Source organism: Candidatus Desulfofervidus auxilii, from assembly GCA_030262725.1.
GTDB lineage: Bacteria > Desulfobacterota > Desulfofervidia > Desulfofervidales > Desulfofervidaceae > JAJSZS01.
In genome coordinates, this window is record JAJSZS010000001.1 from 36976 (window position 1) to 51403 (window position 14428).

18 protein-coding genes are annotated in these 14428 nt (G+C 31.6%); 12 read left to right on the forward strand and 6 right to left on the reverse strand.

What is annotated here, in order from left to right; genetic code table 11:
* Positions 1-12: 12 nt before the first annotated feature.
* Positions 13-1335 (forward strand): chromosomal replication initiator protein DnaA, encoded by a 1323-nt coding sequence (gene dnaA / locus LWW95_00205; protein MDL1955463.1) that lies wholly within the window; start codon positions 13-15, stop codon positions 1333-1335.
* Here dnaA and LWW95_00210 read toward each other — a convergent pair.
* The 5 genes from LWW95_00210 to LWW95_00230 form a co-directional block, all read right to left on the reverse strand.
* Positions 1332-2351: a deoxyguanosinetriphosphate triphosphohydrolase gene (locus LWW95_00210; GenBank protein ID MDL1955464.1), complete on the reverse strand. Its 1020-nt coding sequence runs from the start codon at positions 2349-2351 to the stop codon at positions 1332-1334. The two genes, dnaA and LWW95_00210, sit on opposite strands and share 4 nt — an antisense overlap.
* A gap of 22 nt (positions 2352-2373) precedes the next feature.
* The gene (locus LWW95_00215; GenBank protein ID MDL1955465.1) at positions 2374-2745 is read right to left on the reverse strand and encodes a response regulator; all 372 of its coding nucleotides are present in this window, start codon (positions 2743-2745) and stop codon (positions 2374-2376) included.
* Between the two features lies 1 nt (position 2746).
* Positions 2747-3481 carry an RNA methyltransferase gene (locus LWW95_00220; protein MDL1955466.1) on the reverse strand — a complete coding sequence of 245 codons (735 nt, stop codon included), beginning with the start codon at positions 3479-3481 and terminating at the stop codon, positions 2747-2749.
* Positions 3481-3663, reverse strand: coding sequence for a hypothetical protein (locus tag LWW95_00225; protein MDL1955467.1), 183 nt, complete (start codon positions 3661-3663; stop codon positions 3481-3483). Before LWW95_00225 ends, LWW95_00220 begins: the two co-directional genes overlap by 1 nt.
* 166 nt (positions 3664-3829) lie before the next feature.
* On the reverse strand, positions 3830-4252 hold the full coding sequence (locus tag LWW95_00230; GenBank protein MDL1955468.1) for a hypothetical protein: 423 nt from the start codon (positions 4250-4252) through the stop codon (positions 3830-3832).
* 144 nt (positions 4253-4396) lie between these two features.
* On the opposite strand from LWW95_00230, the gene LWW95_00235 reads away from it, so the two are divergent.
* The 7 genes from LWW95_00235 to LWW95_00265 all read left to right on the forward strand — a co-directional run bounded on the left by LWW95_00235 (position 4397) and on the right by LWW95_00265 (position 9881).
* The gene (locus LWW95_00235; GenBank protein MDL1955469.1) at positions 4397-4651 is read left to right on the forward strand and encodes a type II toxin-antitoxin system VapB family antitoxin; all 255 of its coding nucleotides are present in this window, start codon (positions 4397-4399) and stop codon (positions 4649-4651) included.
* A gap of 1 nt (position 4652) precedes the next feature.
* Positions 4653-5063, forward strand: coding sequence for a type II toxin-antitoxin system VapC family toxin (locus LWW95_00240; GenBank protein ID MDL1955470.1), 411 nt, complete (start codon positions 4653-4655; stop codon positions 5061-5063).
* 123 nt (positions 5064-5186) lie between these two features.
* Positions 5187-5738: a Uma2 family endonuclease gene (locus tag LWW95_00245; protein MDL1955471.1), complete on the forward strand. Its 552-nt coding sequence runs from the start codon at positions 5187-5189 to the stop codon at positions 5736-5738.
* A gap of 84 nt (positions 5739-5822) precedes the next feature.
* Positions 5823-6398 (forward strand): hypothetical protein, encoded by a 576-nt coding sequence (locus LWW95_00250; protein MDL1955472.1) that lies wholly within the window; start codon positions 5823-5825, stop codon positions 6396-6398.
* Complete coding sequence (locus LWW95_00255; GenBank protein ID MDL1955473.1) at positions 6391-6723, forward strand: hypothetical protein; 333 nt, start codon at positions 6391-6393, stop codon at positions 6721-6723. Before LWW95_00250 ends, LWW95_00255 begins: the two co-directional genes overlap by 8 nt.
* A 16-nt stretch (positions 6724-6739) precedes the next feature.
* Complete coding sequence (gene eno / locus LWW95_00260; GenBank protein MDL1955474.1) at positions 6740-8029, forward strand: phosphopyruvate hydratase; 1290 nt, start codon at positions 6740-6742, stop codon at positions 8027-8029.
* Positions 8030-8084: 55 nt separating this feature from the next.
* Positions 8085-9881, forward strand: coding sequence for a TonB-dependent receptor (locus LWW95_00265; protein MDL1955475.1), 1797 nt, complete (start codon positions 8085-8087; stop codon positions 9879-9881).
* A gap of 7 nt (positions 9882-9888) precedes the next feature.
* On the opposite strand, the gene amrS is transcribed toward LWW95_00265, so the two are convergent.
* On the reverse strand, positions 9889-10914 hold the full coding sequence (amrS, locus tag LWW95_00270) for an AmmeMemoRadiSam system radical SAM enzyme (GenBank protein ID MDL1955476.1): 1026 nt from the start codon (positions 10912-10914) through the stop codon (positions 9889-9891).
* Positions 10915-10971: 57 nt separating this feature from the next.
* Here amrS and LWW95_00275 point away from each other — a divergent pair, with 57 nt between their 5' ends.
* From LWW95_00275 to LWW95_00290, 4 genes are read left to right on the forward strand one after another with little or no spacing between them, the layout of a single operon-like run.
* Positions 10972-11775 (forward strand): cobalamin-binding protein, encoded by an 804-nt coding sequence (locus tag LWW95_00275; protein MDL1955477.1) that lies wholly within the window; start codon positions 10972-10974, stop codon positions 11773-11775.
* Positions 11765-12715, forward strand: coding sequence for an iron ABC transporter permease (locus LWW95_00280; GenBank protein ID MDL1955478.1), 951 nt, complete (start codon positions 11765-11767; stop codon positions 12713-12715). Before LWW95_00275 ends, LWW95_00280 begins: the two co-directional genes overlap by 11 nt.
* Positions 12699-13460 carry an ABC transporter ATP-binding protein gene (locus LWW95_00285; protein MDL1955479.1) on the forward strand — a complete coding sequence of 254 codons (762 nt, stop codon included), beginning with the start codon at positions 12699-12701 and terminating at the stop codon, positions 13458-13460. Before LWW95_00280 ends, LWW95_00285 begins: the two co-directional genes overlap by 17 nt.
* Before the next feature lie 36 nt (positions 13461-13496).
* The gene (locus LWW95_00290) at positions 13497-14423 is read left to right on the forward strand and encodes an RNA polymerase factor sigma-32 (GenBank protein ID MDL1955480.1); all 927 of its coding nucleotides are present in this window, start codon (positions 13497-13499) and stop codon (positions 14421-14423) included.
* Positions 14424-14428: the final 5 nt, after the last annotated feature.

Sequence of the window (14428 nt, forward strand, 5' to 3'; positions counted from 1 at the left end):
AAAGAAACAGGCATGTATGTGAAGGGTTTGAAAAAAATTTGGGAACAAGTAAAGTTACATTTAAGTGAAGTTTTACCTTCTAACCTTTTTCAAATTTGGATTAATCCTCTTCAGCTTTTAGGGAAAGAAGGGGGGAAAATATTATTAGGTTGTCCTAATCAATTTTTTCTACAATGGGTAAAAACGCATTTTTTACATCATTTAGAGGAGGCATGGCGACAATATTTACCTGAATGTAAAGAAGTAGTCTTAAAAATTATAAAGAATGAAAAAACAGAAAATAAAACCCTTATAATTCAATCTCTTCCTCTAGTGCTTCCTCGTCCGCGTCTCTGTAAAGAATTTACATTTGATGAATTTGTAGTAGGCAAATGTAATCAATATGCTTATGCTACTGCATGTAATTTGGTAAATGGTCATTTAGATCATCCAATCTTTTTTTATTCTGATATAGGATTGGGTAAGACTCACATTGCACAGGCTATTGCTCATTATATTCTTAATGAAAAGAAAGAAACAAGGGTATTTTATCTCACTGCAGAAGATTTTACTAATCAGATGGTGAAAGCTTTAAAAGAGCATAGTATTAATGAATTTAAAGAAAAATATCGTCAAGAATGTGATGTATTTATTTTAGAAAATATCCATTTTTTGGCTGGTAAGGAAAAAATACAATCAGAGTTAGCTTACACTTTGGATGTTTTATGGGAAATGAAGAAAAAAATCGTATTTACAGGCATTACTTATCCTCAAAAGATCCCAGCTCTAAAAAAAGAATTAAAATCTCGTATGGAAAGTGGTTTAATTGTTCCTATTGATCCACCGGATCAAGAAACAAGATTTAAAATATTAAAGAAAAAAGCCAAAAAACAGCCATTATCAGTGCCAGAAGATATTTTGGCTTTTTTAGCCCAAAGAATAGAAGGAGATATTAGACGACTTGAAAGTGCTTTAAGTAATCTTACCGCTCGTGCTTTACTTCAAAAACGTCCTCTTAATTTAGATTTAGCTAAAGAAGTAGTAGGTATATTTGCAGAAACTAAACCAAAAATTAATATCAAAAAGATTCAGTTTTTGGTTTGTCAGTATTATCATCTAAATTTAGAAGAATTGCTTTCTTCTTCTCGCAAAAAACAAGTAGCTTTACCACGGAAAATAGCTATTTATTTAGCTAAACAATATCTAAATCTCTCTCTTTCAGAATTAGGTAAAATTTTTCATCGTCATCATGCTACTATCCTCAATGCCCTACACACGATTGAAAAAGAGATAAAAAAACAAGGACAACTTGCTCATGAAATTGAATATTTGTGCCAAAAACTTGAAGAAGATTAAAAAATCATCCAAGGTTTTGGTAAAAAAAGTTGTTTATAGAGATTAAGGGCATATCTATCAGTCATACCAGCGATAAAATCGCAAACAATACGTTCTTTTTTTTCAAAAAAATTATTTATTTTTGCTATTTCAATAAAAAGTTTTTTATCCTCCAATAATTTAAAATAAAGGTCTTTTATTACTCGTTTTGCCTTTTCAAAATCTTTTCGTACCTTAGGATTAAGATAGACTCTTTCAAATAAAAAATCTCTTAAAATTAACATAGCTTCTAATACATCTTCAGAAAGAGTAAGTTGATTTTCTTTTTTTAAAGTTTCAGTAACAAGACTTGAAACCATAGTATTTATCCTTTTGGCATGAGTATTTCCTAATATTTTTTGGCAAAAAATAGGTATATCATTTTCTTTAATAATACCTGCCCTAATAGCATCTTCTACATCATGGCTAATATAAGCAATAATATCTGCTATTCTTACTACTTGCCCTTCAAGAGTAATAGCTTTGTTTTCTTCAGAAGTAGGGATAATTTCACCTCTTCCTTTTGAGTGTTTTAATATTCCATCTCTTACTTCATAAGTAAGATTTAAACCTTTACCTCCATATTCTATTTTATCTACAATACGTAAACTCTGTTCATTATGAGCAAAACCACCTGGAACAATTTCATTTAATGCCTCTTCACCAGCATGACCAAATGGGGTATGACCCAAATCATGACCTAAAGCAATGGCTTCAGTTAAATCTTCATTTAAAGCTAAACAACGGGCAATAGTGCGAGCAATTTGAGATACTTCTAAAGTATGAGTGAGTCGTGTGCGATAATGATCTCCTGTAGGAGAAAGAAAGACTTGAGTTTTATGTTTTAATCTTCGAAATGCTTTAGAATGAATAATCCTATCTCTATCCCTTTGAAAGGCTGTTCTTAATGGACATTCAGGTTCTGGATGAATTCTTCCTTTTGATTTGGCACTTAAAGCAGCGTATGGAGAAAGAATTTTTGCTTCCTTTTCTTCCAAAATTTCTCTTATACACCGCAATTTATTTACCTGTTATTACCCTTGTTTCTAAGCACTGTTTGATCTTTGTTTTAAGTTCGGTTAAATCAAAAGACTTAACAACATAAGCATCTGCTGCTAAGGATTTAATATCACTTTTATATGTTTCATAAGCAGTAGAAAGAATTACTGGAAGATCAGGATGTTTATTGCGGATTTTTTGAAGGACATCTAAACCATTACAATCTGTTAGTTTAATATCTAGTATGATTAAATCAGGTCTTTCTTTTTCAATTAACTCTTCAATATTACGACCAGTAGCTGCTGTTGCCACTTCATATCCTTCTTCTTTCAACTCCTCCTCATAGAGCATCCGAATATGTTTTTCATCATCTATTACTAAAATTTTTGCCATCTTATCCTCCTTTAGTTTTTTCTACATACCAATCTATTTGGCGACAAATACCTCTTATAACCTTTATATCACTACTAGTTAAAGGAATTTTACTAAATATTCTTTTAAGCACTCGATAAGTATGTCCTTTCTCTCCACCTAAAACAAACCCTATTTTACTAAGAGAGTTTATTAGATGAGCATACATAGCTTCAACTTCTTTAGATGTAGCTAAGCGAGGTAATTTATAAGAAATTCCATTTCCTAAAGCATGACAGAAAAGTTCATAAAGGACAATTCCTACTGCCAGTGCTAAGTTTAAGGAAGGATGCTTAGAGGATGTAGGTATAGTAATAATAGCTTGACACAAGTCTAAATCAGTATTTTTAAGACCTGTTCTTTCAGGCCCAAAGACAAGAGCAATATCATTTTCCTGAGAAATAGCAGTTAAAAAAGGAGCAATTTCTCTAGGAGAAAACACAGTTCTTTTATATCTTACTCTAGCAGTTGTACCTACAACATAAGAAAAAGATGCTAAAGCTTCCTCTAAGGATGAATAGAGGATTGCTTTATAAAGAATATCCTTTGCATTAGTAGCCCTTGCTAAAGCCTCAGAACGAAGATAAAAAACCGGATTAACAAGAATTAATTTATCTATACCAAAATTTTTTAAAATTCTAGCTACACTACCAACATTTCCTGAAATAGCTGGATTTACTAAGATAACATGAAATTTAGATAATCGAAGAAAATACATCAATCACTTTTTGAAGGTTTACTATCTTTTTTTTCCAAAACTTCCTTAATAGTATAGAAGATATCTTTAAAACATTGAGCAAATCCTGTTGGTGAGAGTCTTCCTATTTCTATAAATTTTATTACAATTTCTTTTGTTATTTTTAAAATTTTTTCTTCATCCTGAGTCATAAATTTCCCCATTTTGGCCTCTGCTGAAAAGAGCGGAAGAAGGCCGTTCTTAGTTTCAGCAGAGGCCGCGAAGAGATACCGTTTCCAGCACCCCTTCTAAAAAAACATATAAAGTAAAATAATATAAGTCAAGTCTTTGATTAACTTGGTAATAAGAGAAGCATGGGATTTTTATTTATTAAGCTGCTATTTTTCTTTTTATTTCTTGCATCTCATACTCTAACCGAGTAACACGTTCTTCAAGCCTTACATGCTCATCCCTTCTTACTATAACCTCATAGAGTCTATCTAGTCTTTTATTGGTTTCATCAATCCTTTTATTTGTTTCATCAATTCTTTTATTCAACTCTTCTCTTACTGAGTCGATCCTTGCATTTAATTCCTCTCTTACTGAATCAATCCTTTTATTTGTTTCATCAATTCGCCTGCTTTGATCTGCTAAGTGAATATTTACATCATCAAGCCTTTTATTTATATCATCAAGCCGATTATTAATAAAGGCAAGATAATTTTTTATCTCCTTATTTTCCTCCTTAATCCTCCCCAATTCAGGCAAAATCAATTCCTTAAATGTATTAGTGATAATCTCTTTTAACTCCATTTTTTTCTCCAAATTTCTCTTTCTAAAATATACTTAAAAGAAAGAAAAAAATCAACTGAAGGCTGCTTTATTTTTGTTATCAGAGGGTTGACATTAATATACAGATTATATATTATTGTAATGATTCAATACAAAGGAGGAAAAATGGCTCTTAGTATCAGGAATCCAAAGGCAGAGAGGTTAGCCAGGGAGGTTGCTGAAAGAACAGGGGAAAGCTTGACTCAGGCTATAATCCATGCCTTAGAAGAACGGCTTGAGAGAATTAAAGGTAGTAAACGAGCTAGCGATCTTTTTGAAGAGATAATGAGGATTTCTAAAAGGTGTAGTGCCCTTCCAGATTTTGATTCTCGTTCTCCTGAAGAGATCCTAGGCTATAATGAAAAAGGTTTTTTGAAGTAAAATGGTAATTGATAGTTCAGCTTTGATAGCTATTCTTCTTGGAGAGCCAGAGGCAGAGGCTTTGGTAAGAGCGATAGTTCGTGATCCCAAAAGGCTTATGAGTGCTTTTTCGGTTCTTGAGAGCGGAATCGTAATAGAAGCCAAGAAGGGAGAAGCAGGTAGTAGAGAGTTTGAGCTTCTCCTTCATCGGGCAAAGATAGAGATCGTGCCTTTTAATGCTGAGCAGTATGAAATTGCTCTCTCTGCTTGGAGAAAATATGGAAAAGGGCGGCATCCTGCAGGGCTCAATATCGGGGATTGTTGTTCTTATGCCTTAGCCCGTTATTCAGGAGAGCCTCTTCTTTTTAAAGGTGATAATTTTGCAAAGACAGATATTCCCAAGGTTAACTGGATGCAGGAAACCAGCAGCTAATGCAAGAAAAGCTTGTGCTTCTTTGTACAAGGTAAAAGAATACAAATCTGTGGTATTCTTGCTAGTGATAATATTTCATGATAACTTATGTTTTAGTTTTTCAAGATTTATAAGGGGGCCAAAATGGATACAGCAGTAAAAAGGTCAATAAAGTTTACATATGAAGATTATCTTCATTTTCCTGAGGACAAGAGGTATGAGATTATTGATGGGGAGATTTATATGGTTCCATCGCCAGTGCCATACCATCAAATGGTTTTAGGGAATTTATATTTAAGATTGTGTGAAATTGTTGAGGAAAAAGGCATAGGAGAAGTTTATTTTGCCCCTTTAGATGTAGTGTTTTCAGATATAGATGTAGTTCAGCCAGATATTATATTTATCTCCAAAGAAAGATTAAATATTATAACAGAGAGAAATATTCAAGGTGCTCCTGACCTTATTGTTGAAATCATCTCACCTTCTTCTGAATATAAAGATAGAGTCATAAAGAGAAAGCTTTATAGCAAATATGGAGTAAAGGAGTATTGGTTAGTAGATCTTGAGAAGAAAGAAGTTGAAGTTATGAGTTTAAAAGAAGGTGGTCTTGAAACAGTAAAAATTTATAAAAAAACAGATATTTTAGAATCTTTAGTCCTTAAAGGGATAAAAATAAAATTAGATGATATCTTTTAAAATATTCTAATACATGATTCGAAAGTCCGATGCCTACATTATCTTTATCCTTCTTTTTTTATTGACAATTTTTAAACAACGAGTATGTTAAAAATAGTTATGTTTAAGTCTTACATATTAATATTTATTTTTATTTTTTCCTCATGTACTATAACTCGATATGTTACTGAAACAGAAAGAAGTGGGGTTGAGCAACTTCTTATATCTAAATCAATAGATAGGGCAATAGAAAAAATAAATGAATTTCCAGTTAAAAACATCAAAATTTATATTGATATTGCTTCTTTAGCACCAAAAGAAGAAATTTATCTTAAGAAAGCGCTATCTCATTGGTTTTTAAAAAAAGGAGCAATAATAGTAGAAAATAAAAAAGAAGCTGATTTAATAGCATCCATTTTAGTAAAATGTATAGGAACAGATAGATTGGAAGCGACATTTGGAGTACCCTCTTTACCTATTCCCTTTACTGGTATTATGACCCCTCATGTAGATATTTTGGCAATGGATAAACAAAAAGGATATAGTGAAATTGAGATTGTTTTTTATTCTACTAAATCTGGTAATTTTAGAAAAAAAACTGATTCTTTGGTTGGTCAGGCAAATTTTAATGTTTTTAAAATTTTTCTTATCCCCATTTATCGGAATAATATTTATGATTAAAGAATGGTTAAAAACTTATTGGAAAGAAATTTCTATTTATTTAAGCAGATTTGGAAATTTTGATTTTACCATATTACCTTTATTAAAAAATCCTTTATTTGTAATTGGAATATTTTTTATTGCTTTTGTTTTACTTATGTTGCGTTTGTTTCGTATCTTAGCTATTTATATAGGAGTATTAGTATTTCTTTTTGCTTGGTCTTTTTTAATTGCTCCTTATGGTTCTCCAGGAAATGTGCCCTTTGTTAATTGGTGGTTTTTAATAGGTATTGGTATTTTAGTTTTGGTTATAGAATTTTATCTTTGTTTAATAGTATTAGAATAAACAAAGGAGGTTTAAAATGCCATTTATTTCAGAGATTAATGCATTAGAAGTTTTAGATTCTCGTGGGAATCCTACTATAGCTGTTTATGTATTTTTAGAAAGTGGTGTTATAGGTAAAGCAATAGTGCCTTCAGGTGCATCTACTGGAAAAAGAGAAGCGTTAGAATTAAGAGATAATGATAAAAATCGTTATAATGGGAAAGGTGTGCTTAAAGCGATAAATAATGTAAAGGAAAAGATTGCTCCTAAGTTAATCGGTATTGATGTGAGAGAACAAGCTTTAATTGATAATATTATGCTAGAATTAGATGGAACACCAAACAAATCAAATCTTGGTGCTAATGCTATTTTAGGTGTTTCTTTAGCCTGTCTTCATGCTGCATCTATCTATTTAGATATGCCATTATATAAATATTGTGGTGGTGTAGATGCAACTTTATTACCTGTGCCTATGTTTAATGTCTTAAATGGAGGTGTGCATGCAGACAACAAAGTAGATTTTCAAGAATATATGCTAGTACCAGCAGGTTTTTCTACTTATAAAAAAGCATTACAGGCAGGTGTAGAAATTTATCATGTTTTAAAAAAGATTTTAAAAGAAAAAGGACTATCTACAGCTGTAGGAGATGAAGGGGGATTTGCCCCTGATTTAAAAAACAATGAGGAGCCTTTAGAACTATTAATAGAAGCCATAGAAAAAGCAGGTTATAAGCTAGGAGAGGAAGTATTTTTAGCTATGGATTTAGCAGCAAGTAGTTTTTATAGGGATGGGAAATATTATTTAACAGGTGAAGGGAAAGTGCTTAATACAGAGGAAATGATAGATTTGCTTTCAAATTTAGTAGAAAAATATCCTATTATTTCAATAGAAGATGGTCTAGCAGAGGAGGATTGGGAAGGTTGGAAAAAGCTTTGCGAAATATTAGGTGATAAAATACAAATTGTTGCAGATGATCTCACAGTGACAAATCCAGCTATTATTGAAAAAGGTATAAAAGAAAAGGCATTTAATGCTGTGCTTATCAAGTTAAATCAAATTGGCACTGTTACAGAAACACTGAAGGCAATTGAGTTGACTCATAAAGCAGGGATGGCTGCTTGTATTTCACATCGCTCTGGTGAAACTTCAGACATTACTATTGCGGATTTAGCTGTAGCTAGAAGGACAGGTATAATAAAGACAGGTGCCCCTTGCCGAAGTGAAAGATTGGCAAAATATAATCGTCTATTAGAAATAGAGGCTGAATTAGGAGAAATAGCTGAATTTATTGGGATAAAAGGATTTAAAGCAAAAAGATATTGTTAAAAAATAACTTGCCAAAGACTTGACAATTAATAAAAAAATGAATAAAAAATAAATGATGAAAAAATTATTTAAAATTTTATTTTTTTTACTATTACCTCTTACTATTGAAGCACAAACTATTACTTTGCCAAAGGTAGTTGTAACTGCCTCACGTATTGAAGAAAAAGAAACAGCAAGTTCAATAACTATTCTTGATGGAGAGGAATTAAAAAAACAAGGTATAATTAATGTAACCGAAGCATTGCATCAAATACCAGGTATCTCTATTACACAAAATGGTTTTGGTGGTGTAACTTCTGTATATATTAGGGGAGGTAAAAATGGACAGGCAGCTATTTTAATTGATGGTGTACCCATATATGATCCAGCAGGGATTGATAAAGGTGATTTAGGTGCATTTTTATCTCATATTCAAATAGAAGATATTGATAGGATTGAGATTGTACGAGGTCCTCAAAGTATATTATATGGTTCAAATGCAATGACAGGTGTAATAAATATTATTACAAAAAAGGGGATAGGTAAACCAAAAATAAAACTATTAACAGAAGGTGGTTCTTTTAATACTTCTAGAGAATCTTTGACCTTAAGTGGAGGGGAAGAAAATATCAGTTATTTTTTAAATTATACTAGGTTTGACTCTGATGGTATTTCTAAAACAAATTCTAAATCGTCTTATTTTAATCCAGATAAAGATGCATATCGTGAACATTATTTAGGAGGTAGGGCAGATTTAAAATTTTCAGATAAAGTAAGATTTGGTTTTTCATTGAGATACATAAATGCAGAACAAGAACTTGATGGTTGGAATGATTTTGAAAATGATCGTCTATTTTTTACTCAATTATATTATGAACAAGATTTATTTCCTATATGGAAACATAATTTGAGATTTAGTTACACAAGCACTAATCGCAAATATGAGCCTTATAGCTTTTATGAAGGGACCTTAACTGATTTTTCTTGGCAGCATAATTTTAATTTATTTAAATTTTTTAAGGTTATAACAGGGTTTGATTATCGTTATGAAAGAGCAAATACAAGTTATATAGAAGAAAAAGATTTGGATGAAAAGGCATGGTTTGGTGAAGGGATTTTTAATTATAAAAATCTTTATATCAGCTTAGGTGTGCGTTATACAGATGTTCAGGATGTAGGAAATAAAACTACATATCGTTTTGCTGGAGCATATACATTTCCAACACAGACTAAAATACACATAAGCTATGGCACGGGATTTAGAGCTCCTTCACTTTATCAGTTGTATGATACTATTTATGGCAATCCTAATCTTAAACCAGAATATTCAGAAGGATTTGATGTAGGTATAACTCAATGGTTTTTAAATAAAAAATTATCTTTTGATATAACTTATTTTTACAATGATATTGATGATTTGATTGAGTGGGTTTGGATCGGTCCTGGATGGTATGATGGTAAGTATTTTAATGTAAAAGAGGCATATACACATGGGGTTGAGGTTTCTTTTGATATATTACCTTTCTCTTGGTGGCAATTGGGATTGCATTATACATGGTTAAATGCAAAAGATTTGACAAATGATAGTTGGCTTTTAAAAAGACCACATCATAGATTTGGTTTTAGTACTGTTTTATCGTTAGATAAATGTTATTTGGGAATTTATGGAAATTATGTAGGTCATTATTCAGATTATTTAAATACTCAAGTAAAAAGCTACTTTGTTATGCATGCTGCTTTAAGATATAAAATAAATCGCCATATCTCTTTTCATGTAAGAGTAAATAACCTTTTTGATAGAGACTATGAAGAAACTTATGGCTATAACACTCCAGGTATTTCTGCCTATGGTGGAGCAGAAATAATTTGGTAAATTGGATTCAAACAACTATATCAATTAAATGACCACAAAAAGGACAGTTTTTGTTTTTTAAGTTGTTCTTTATCACTCGCCATCCTAATCTTTCAATAAGCAATCTTCCACAATTTGGACAATATGTATTTTCTCCTTTATGTCCTGTGACATTTCCAATATATGGATAAAAAATTCCTTCTTTTTTAGCCAAATTATAAGCTGCTTCAAGTATTTCAATAGATGTAGGAGGCAATTGATACCGATAAGCGGGAAAATAACGAGTAAAATGAAGAGGCACTTCAGGACCTAAATATTTTAGGTGTTTTTTAATCAATCTATTAATCTTTATTAAATCATCATTTAATCCAGTGACAATCAGATGGATCATCTCAACATGTATTCCCATCTCCTTTGCTGCCTTTGCATTGCGCCAAATTATTTCCTCTTTTGTTCCTCCCAAATAATGTTTATAAACTTCTTCATCTCCTTTTATATCTATATTTATGGCATCAAGTCCTGCTTCTTTAAGCAATTTTAAGGCATCAAGTGTCATATAACCATTTGAGACAAATGTATTATAAATTCCTTCTTTTTTAGCTAATTTAAAAACATCTATGGCGTATTCAAATAAAAGTGTAGGTTCTTGGAAACTAATACATAATCCATCCATTTTTTTATCCTTTGCAATTTTTATCATCACTTCAGGTGGGATAAAGTGAGCAGATTCAATTTTTGGTAATGTCTTAGAAAGATGCCAATTTTGACACCAAGGACAGCTAAGATTACAAGACCAAGTAGAAAAGGTAAGTGCACTTGAACCAGGATAAAAATGGAAAAAAGGTTTTATTTCAATAGGTCTAGCCTCTAAAGCACTAATATCTCCATAAACTAAAGTATAAAGCACACCATTTATGTTTTTTCTTGTTTTGCAAAATCCACTTTTCCCCTCAGATATAAGACATTTTCTTTCACATAAAAGGCATCTTACTTTTTCACCTTTTTTCTCTTGAAGGATAGCTTTACGTACATTTGGATAATTTAAAATCTCCATAATTTTTTAGTAACATATCTAGACAAGTGCATAAAGATAAGGCATATCATTTATTTGATGAGGATAGCTATTATTTTTCTTTTAATTACATACTTCATTTCCTTTGTTCATGCAGGTGAACGTATTATTTCATTAGCACCAAGCATTACTGAGATGGTTTATGCTTTAGGCGCAGGAGATAAATTAGTTGGTGTGACAAAACACTGTGATTATCCTCCAGAGGCTAAGAAAAAGCCTAAAATAGGTACTTTTATTCATCCCTCTTTTGAAGCAATTGTAAATTTAGAGCCTGATTTAGTTATTGCCTTAGAAAAGGCTACACCTTTTCATATAATAAGTCGTCTTAAAAAAATAAATATAAAAGTATTAGTTTTAAAAAATAAAGGATTAAACAGTATTTGGGAAAATTTGCTTTTATTAGGAAAGATACTTGATAGAGAAACAATAGCTAAAAGACTTGTAAAAAAATTGCAAAATGAAATTAAAATCCTTTCTAAACAGGTAAAAGGATTGCCAAAACCAAAAGTTTTTTGGCAAATAGGTATACGTCCTTTAATTACATGTGGACGCTCTTCATATCATCATGAATTAATCAATTTGGCTGGAGGTATAAATATTGTAAAGGAAAATACTGCTTATCCTGTATATAATTTAGAAGAGGTGATTAAAGCACAACCTGATATAATTATTGTTTCTAATATGGAAAATAAAGTAGCAAAAACATTTTGGCAAAAATTTCAAATAACAAATCGGATTTATACAGTAAATTCAGATATTTTTGATAGACCTTCTCCAAGAATAATACAAGCTCTTAAAATTCTTATTCAAATTTTACATCCTGAGGTTGCCATTGATTCGTAAGTTTTATATTTGCATTTTTGTTCTTTTTATTATTGTTAATCTTTCTTTATTTTGGGGTCTTCCCTTAGAATGGCCATTTTCATCAGCTACAAAGATAATTTTGTGGCAATTGCGTTTACCAAGAGTTATTCTTGCTGGTTTAGCAGGTGGGGCATTAGGAATTTCAGGGGCAGTGTTGCAAACTCTTTTCCTAAACCCTTTAGCTGAACCATATATTTTGGGCATTTCAGGTGGCGCTGCTCTTGGAGGAGCTTTAGCTTTGTTATTAGGTATAAATCTTTTTGGTTTAGGAATCACTTTAGGTGCTTTTGCTGGTGCTATATTTGCTCTTTTTCTTTTATTAGGATGGATAGGTTTAAAAGGAGAAATAAGTACTTATTTTTTGCTTTTAGCAGGTGTAGTTTTAAATGCACTTTTTTCATCAATAATCCTTTTTATATTTGCTTTAGTGAAGTCAGAGGTTTTGCGTTCCATATATTTTTGGCTTCTAGGTGACTTATCTACAGTAGGTCTTAATGAAGTTGGATGGCTTATTTTTTTTGTCTTTTTTTGTAGTTTAGGTTGTTTTTATTATGCATATGCTCTTGATGCCTTTGCTCAAAGTGAGATAATAGCTTATACTTTAGGCTTTTCTGTAGAAAAAATAAAAAGACAGCTACTTATAATTGTTTCTCTTTTAGTTGGAGCAACAGTAGCAGTGACGGGAATGATCGGTTTTGTTGGTCTTATTACTCCTCATGTTGTTCGTATGTGGGTAGGAAGTGGACATCGGCAAGTTCTTCCTTTTTCTTTTTTATGTGGTAGTGGATTTCTTATATTAAGTGATACTTTGGCTAGACAGCTTTTTACTCCTTTAGAAATGCCAGTAGGTGTAATAACTTCCATTTTAGGAGCGCCTTTTTTCCTTTACCTTTTAAAATGCCATGTTAAGACTAATTAATGTTTGGTATCGTTATAAAGAGGATTGGGTTTTAAAAGGGATAAATTTAATCTGTAAAAAAGGTCATTTTGTTGGAATATTAGGCCCAAATGGAGTTGGAAAAACTACGCTCTTATATTTAATGGCTGGTATTTTATTGCCTCAAAGAGGTGAAATATTGTTTGAGACAATTCCTCTAAGAAAAATTCCTCCTCAGGAACGTGCTAAAAAAATTGCTCTTTTACCTCAATTAAATCATTTTATTTTTCCACTTAAAGTAGAAGAGGTGGTGCGATTAGGTAGATTGCCATACATCTCTCCATTTAGCTCATTTAAATCTAAAGATAAATTGGCTATAGAAAAGGCAATGGAACTTGTGGGAATTGCTGATTTAAAAGGAAGAAGTATAAGTAGTTTAAGTGGTGGGGAAAGACAACAGGTATTATTAGCTAGGGCTTTGGCTCAGGAACCTGAAATTCTTCTGTTAGATGAGCCTACTACTTATTTAGATGTAAAACACCAAATAAAATTTTTATCTCTTCTCAAAGAATTGCAAAAAAAGAAAGAATTAACTATCATTTTTGTTTCTCATGATCTTAATCTTGCTATAAAATTTAGCGATATTGTTGTATTTCTCAAAAAAGGGCAGATTTATTGTCAAGGAATACCATTAGAGGTTGTTAAACCTGAAGTAGTAGAAGCTGTATTTAATGTTAAGGTAAAAGTAATACATTCAAAAGGTAATTGTCCTTATGTGGTTATTTAACTTGGCAATAAAGATACTCTGTGCTATCATAATTTTATGATTACAGAAAAAGAAGATTTTGAAACTATTGTTTCAGAGGAAGAAAAAAGTGGAACAATTGTACCTCCTTCAGGTGCAGCTATTGTCCAGCGTTATCTTTGGGAAATTAACCGTTATCCTATCCTTACACCTGAAGAAGAGTTTCGTTTGGCAAAGCTCTATAAAGAAAAACATGATCGTGAGGCAGCATTTAAATTAATCACTTCTAATCTAAGACTGGTAGTAAAAATTGCTCTTGAATTTCAACATTTCTGGGTAAGCAATCTGATGGATTTGATTCAGGAAGGTAATATTGGATTAATGATGGCTTTGAAGAAATATGACCCAGATAAAGGCATTCGTTTCTCTTATTATGCTACTTTTTGGATTAAGGCTTATATTTTAAAATTCATTTTGGATAATTGGCGTCTGGTAAAAATAGGCACAACTCAAGCACAAAGAAAATTATTTTACAACCTTTATAAAGAAAAAGAGAAACTTGCTCAGTTGGGTTATGAGCCAATGCCACAACTGATTGCTCAAAGGTTACAAGTGCGAGAGAGCGATGTGATAGAAATGGAACAAAGAATGGGTAGTAGTGAAGTTTCTTTAGATGCACCACTAAGTGCTGATACTGATGATAGTCTTGTTGAGGTTATTCCTGCTCAATCAGAAACTCCAGAAGAATCTTGGGCTAATGCTGAGATAAAAGAGTTATTGAGAAAAAAAATAGATTCTATCAAAGAGAGTCTTTCACCAAAAGAAAGAGACATTTTAGAACTGCGTTTATTATCAGATAAACCACTTACCCTTAAAGAAATTGGTAAAAAACACGGTATTTCACGAGAGAGAATTAGGCAGATTGAAGCACGTCTGTTAAAGAAATTGCGTGAATATTTAAAAAAAGAATTTCCAGACTATAAAGAAGCCTTATCTGTTGAGTAGAAGGT

What these genes read in the sequence shown, in the direction of transcription:
- LWW95_00275 (MDL1955477.1), top strand. Translation starts at nt 10,972, where the DNA reads ATGAGGATAGCTATTATTTTTCTTTTAATTACATACTTCATTTCCTTT.
- LWW95_00285 (MDL1955479.1), top strand. Translation starts at nt 12,699, where the DNA reads ATGTTAAGACTAATTAATGTTTGGTATCGTTATAAAGAGGATTGGGTT.
- LWW95_00290 (MDL1955480.1), top strand. Translation starts at nt 13,497, where the DNA reads ATGATTACAGAAAAAGAAGATTTTGAAACTATTGTTTCAGAGGAAGAA.
- amrS (MDL1955476.1), bottom strand. Translation starts at nt 10,914, where the DNA reads ATGGAGATTTTAAATTATCCAAATGTACGTAAAGCTATCCTTCAAGAG.
- LWW95_00230 (MDL1955468.1), bottom strand. Translation starts at nt 4,252, where the DNA reads ATGGAGTTAAAAGAGATTATCACTAATACATTTAAGGAATTGATTTTG.
- LWW95_00245 (MDL1955471.1), top strand. Translation starts at nt 5,187, where the DNA reads ATGGATACAGCAGTAAAAAGGTCAATAAAGTTTACATATGAAGATTAT.
- LWW95_00215 (MDL1955465.1), bottom strand. Translation starts at nt 2,745, where the DNA reads ATGGCAAAAATTTTAGTAATAGATGATGAAAAACATATTCGGATGCTC.
- LWW95_00220 (MDL1955466.1), bottom strand. Translation starts at nt 3,481, where the DNA reads ATGTATTTTCTTCGATTATCTAAATTTCATGTTATCTTAGTAAATCCA.
- LWW95_00265 (MDL1955475.1), top strand. Translation starts at nt 8,085, where the DNA reads ATGAAAAAATTATTTAAAATTTTATTTTTTTTACTATTACCTCTTACT.
- dnaA (MDL1955463.1), top strand. Translation starts at nt 13, where the DNA reads ATGTATGTGAAGGGTTTGAAAAAAATTTGGGAACAAGTAAAGTTACAT.
- LWW95_00250 (MDL1955472.1), top strand. Translation starts at nt 5,823, where the DNA reads ATGTTAAAAATAGTTATGTTTAAGTCTTACATATTAATATTTATTTTT.
- LWW95_00235 (MDL1955469.1), top strand. Translation starts at nt 4,397, where the DNA reads ATGGCTCTTAGTATCAGGAATCCAAAGGCAGAGAGGTTAGCCAGGGAG.
- eno (MDL1955474.1), top strand. Translation starts at nt 6,740, where the DNA reads ATGCCATTTATTTCAGAGATTAATGCATTAGAAGTTTTAGATTCTCGT.
- LWW95_00240 (MDL1955470.1), top strand. Translation starts at nt 4,653, where the DNA reads ATGGTAATTGATAGTTCAGCTTTGATAGCTATTCTTCTTGGAGAGCCA.
- LWW95_00255 (MDL1955473.1), top strand. Translation starts at nt 6,391, where the DNA reads ATGATTAAAGAATGGTTAAAAACTTATTGGAAAGAAATTTCTATTTAT.
- LWW95_00225 (MDL1955467.1), bottom strand. Translation starts at nt 3,663, where the DNA reads ATGGGGAAATTTATGACTCAGGATGAAGAAAAAATTTTAAAAATAACA.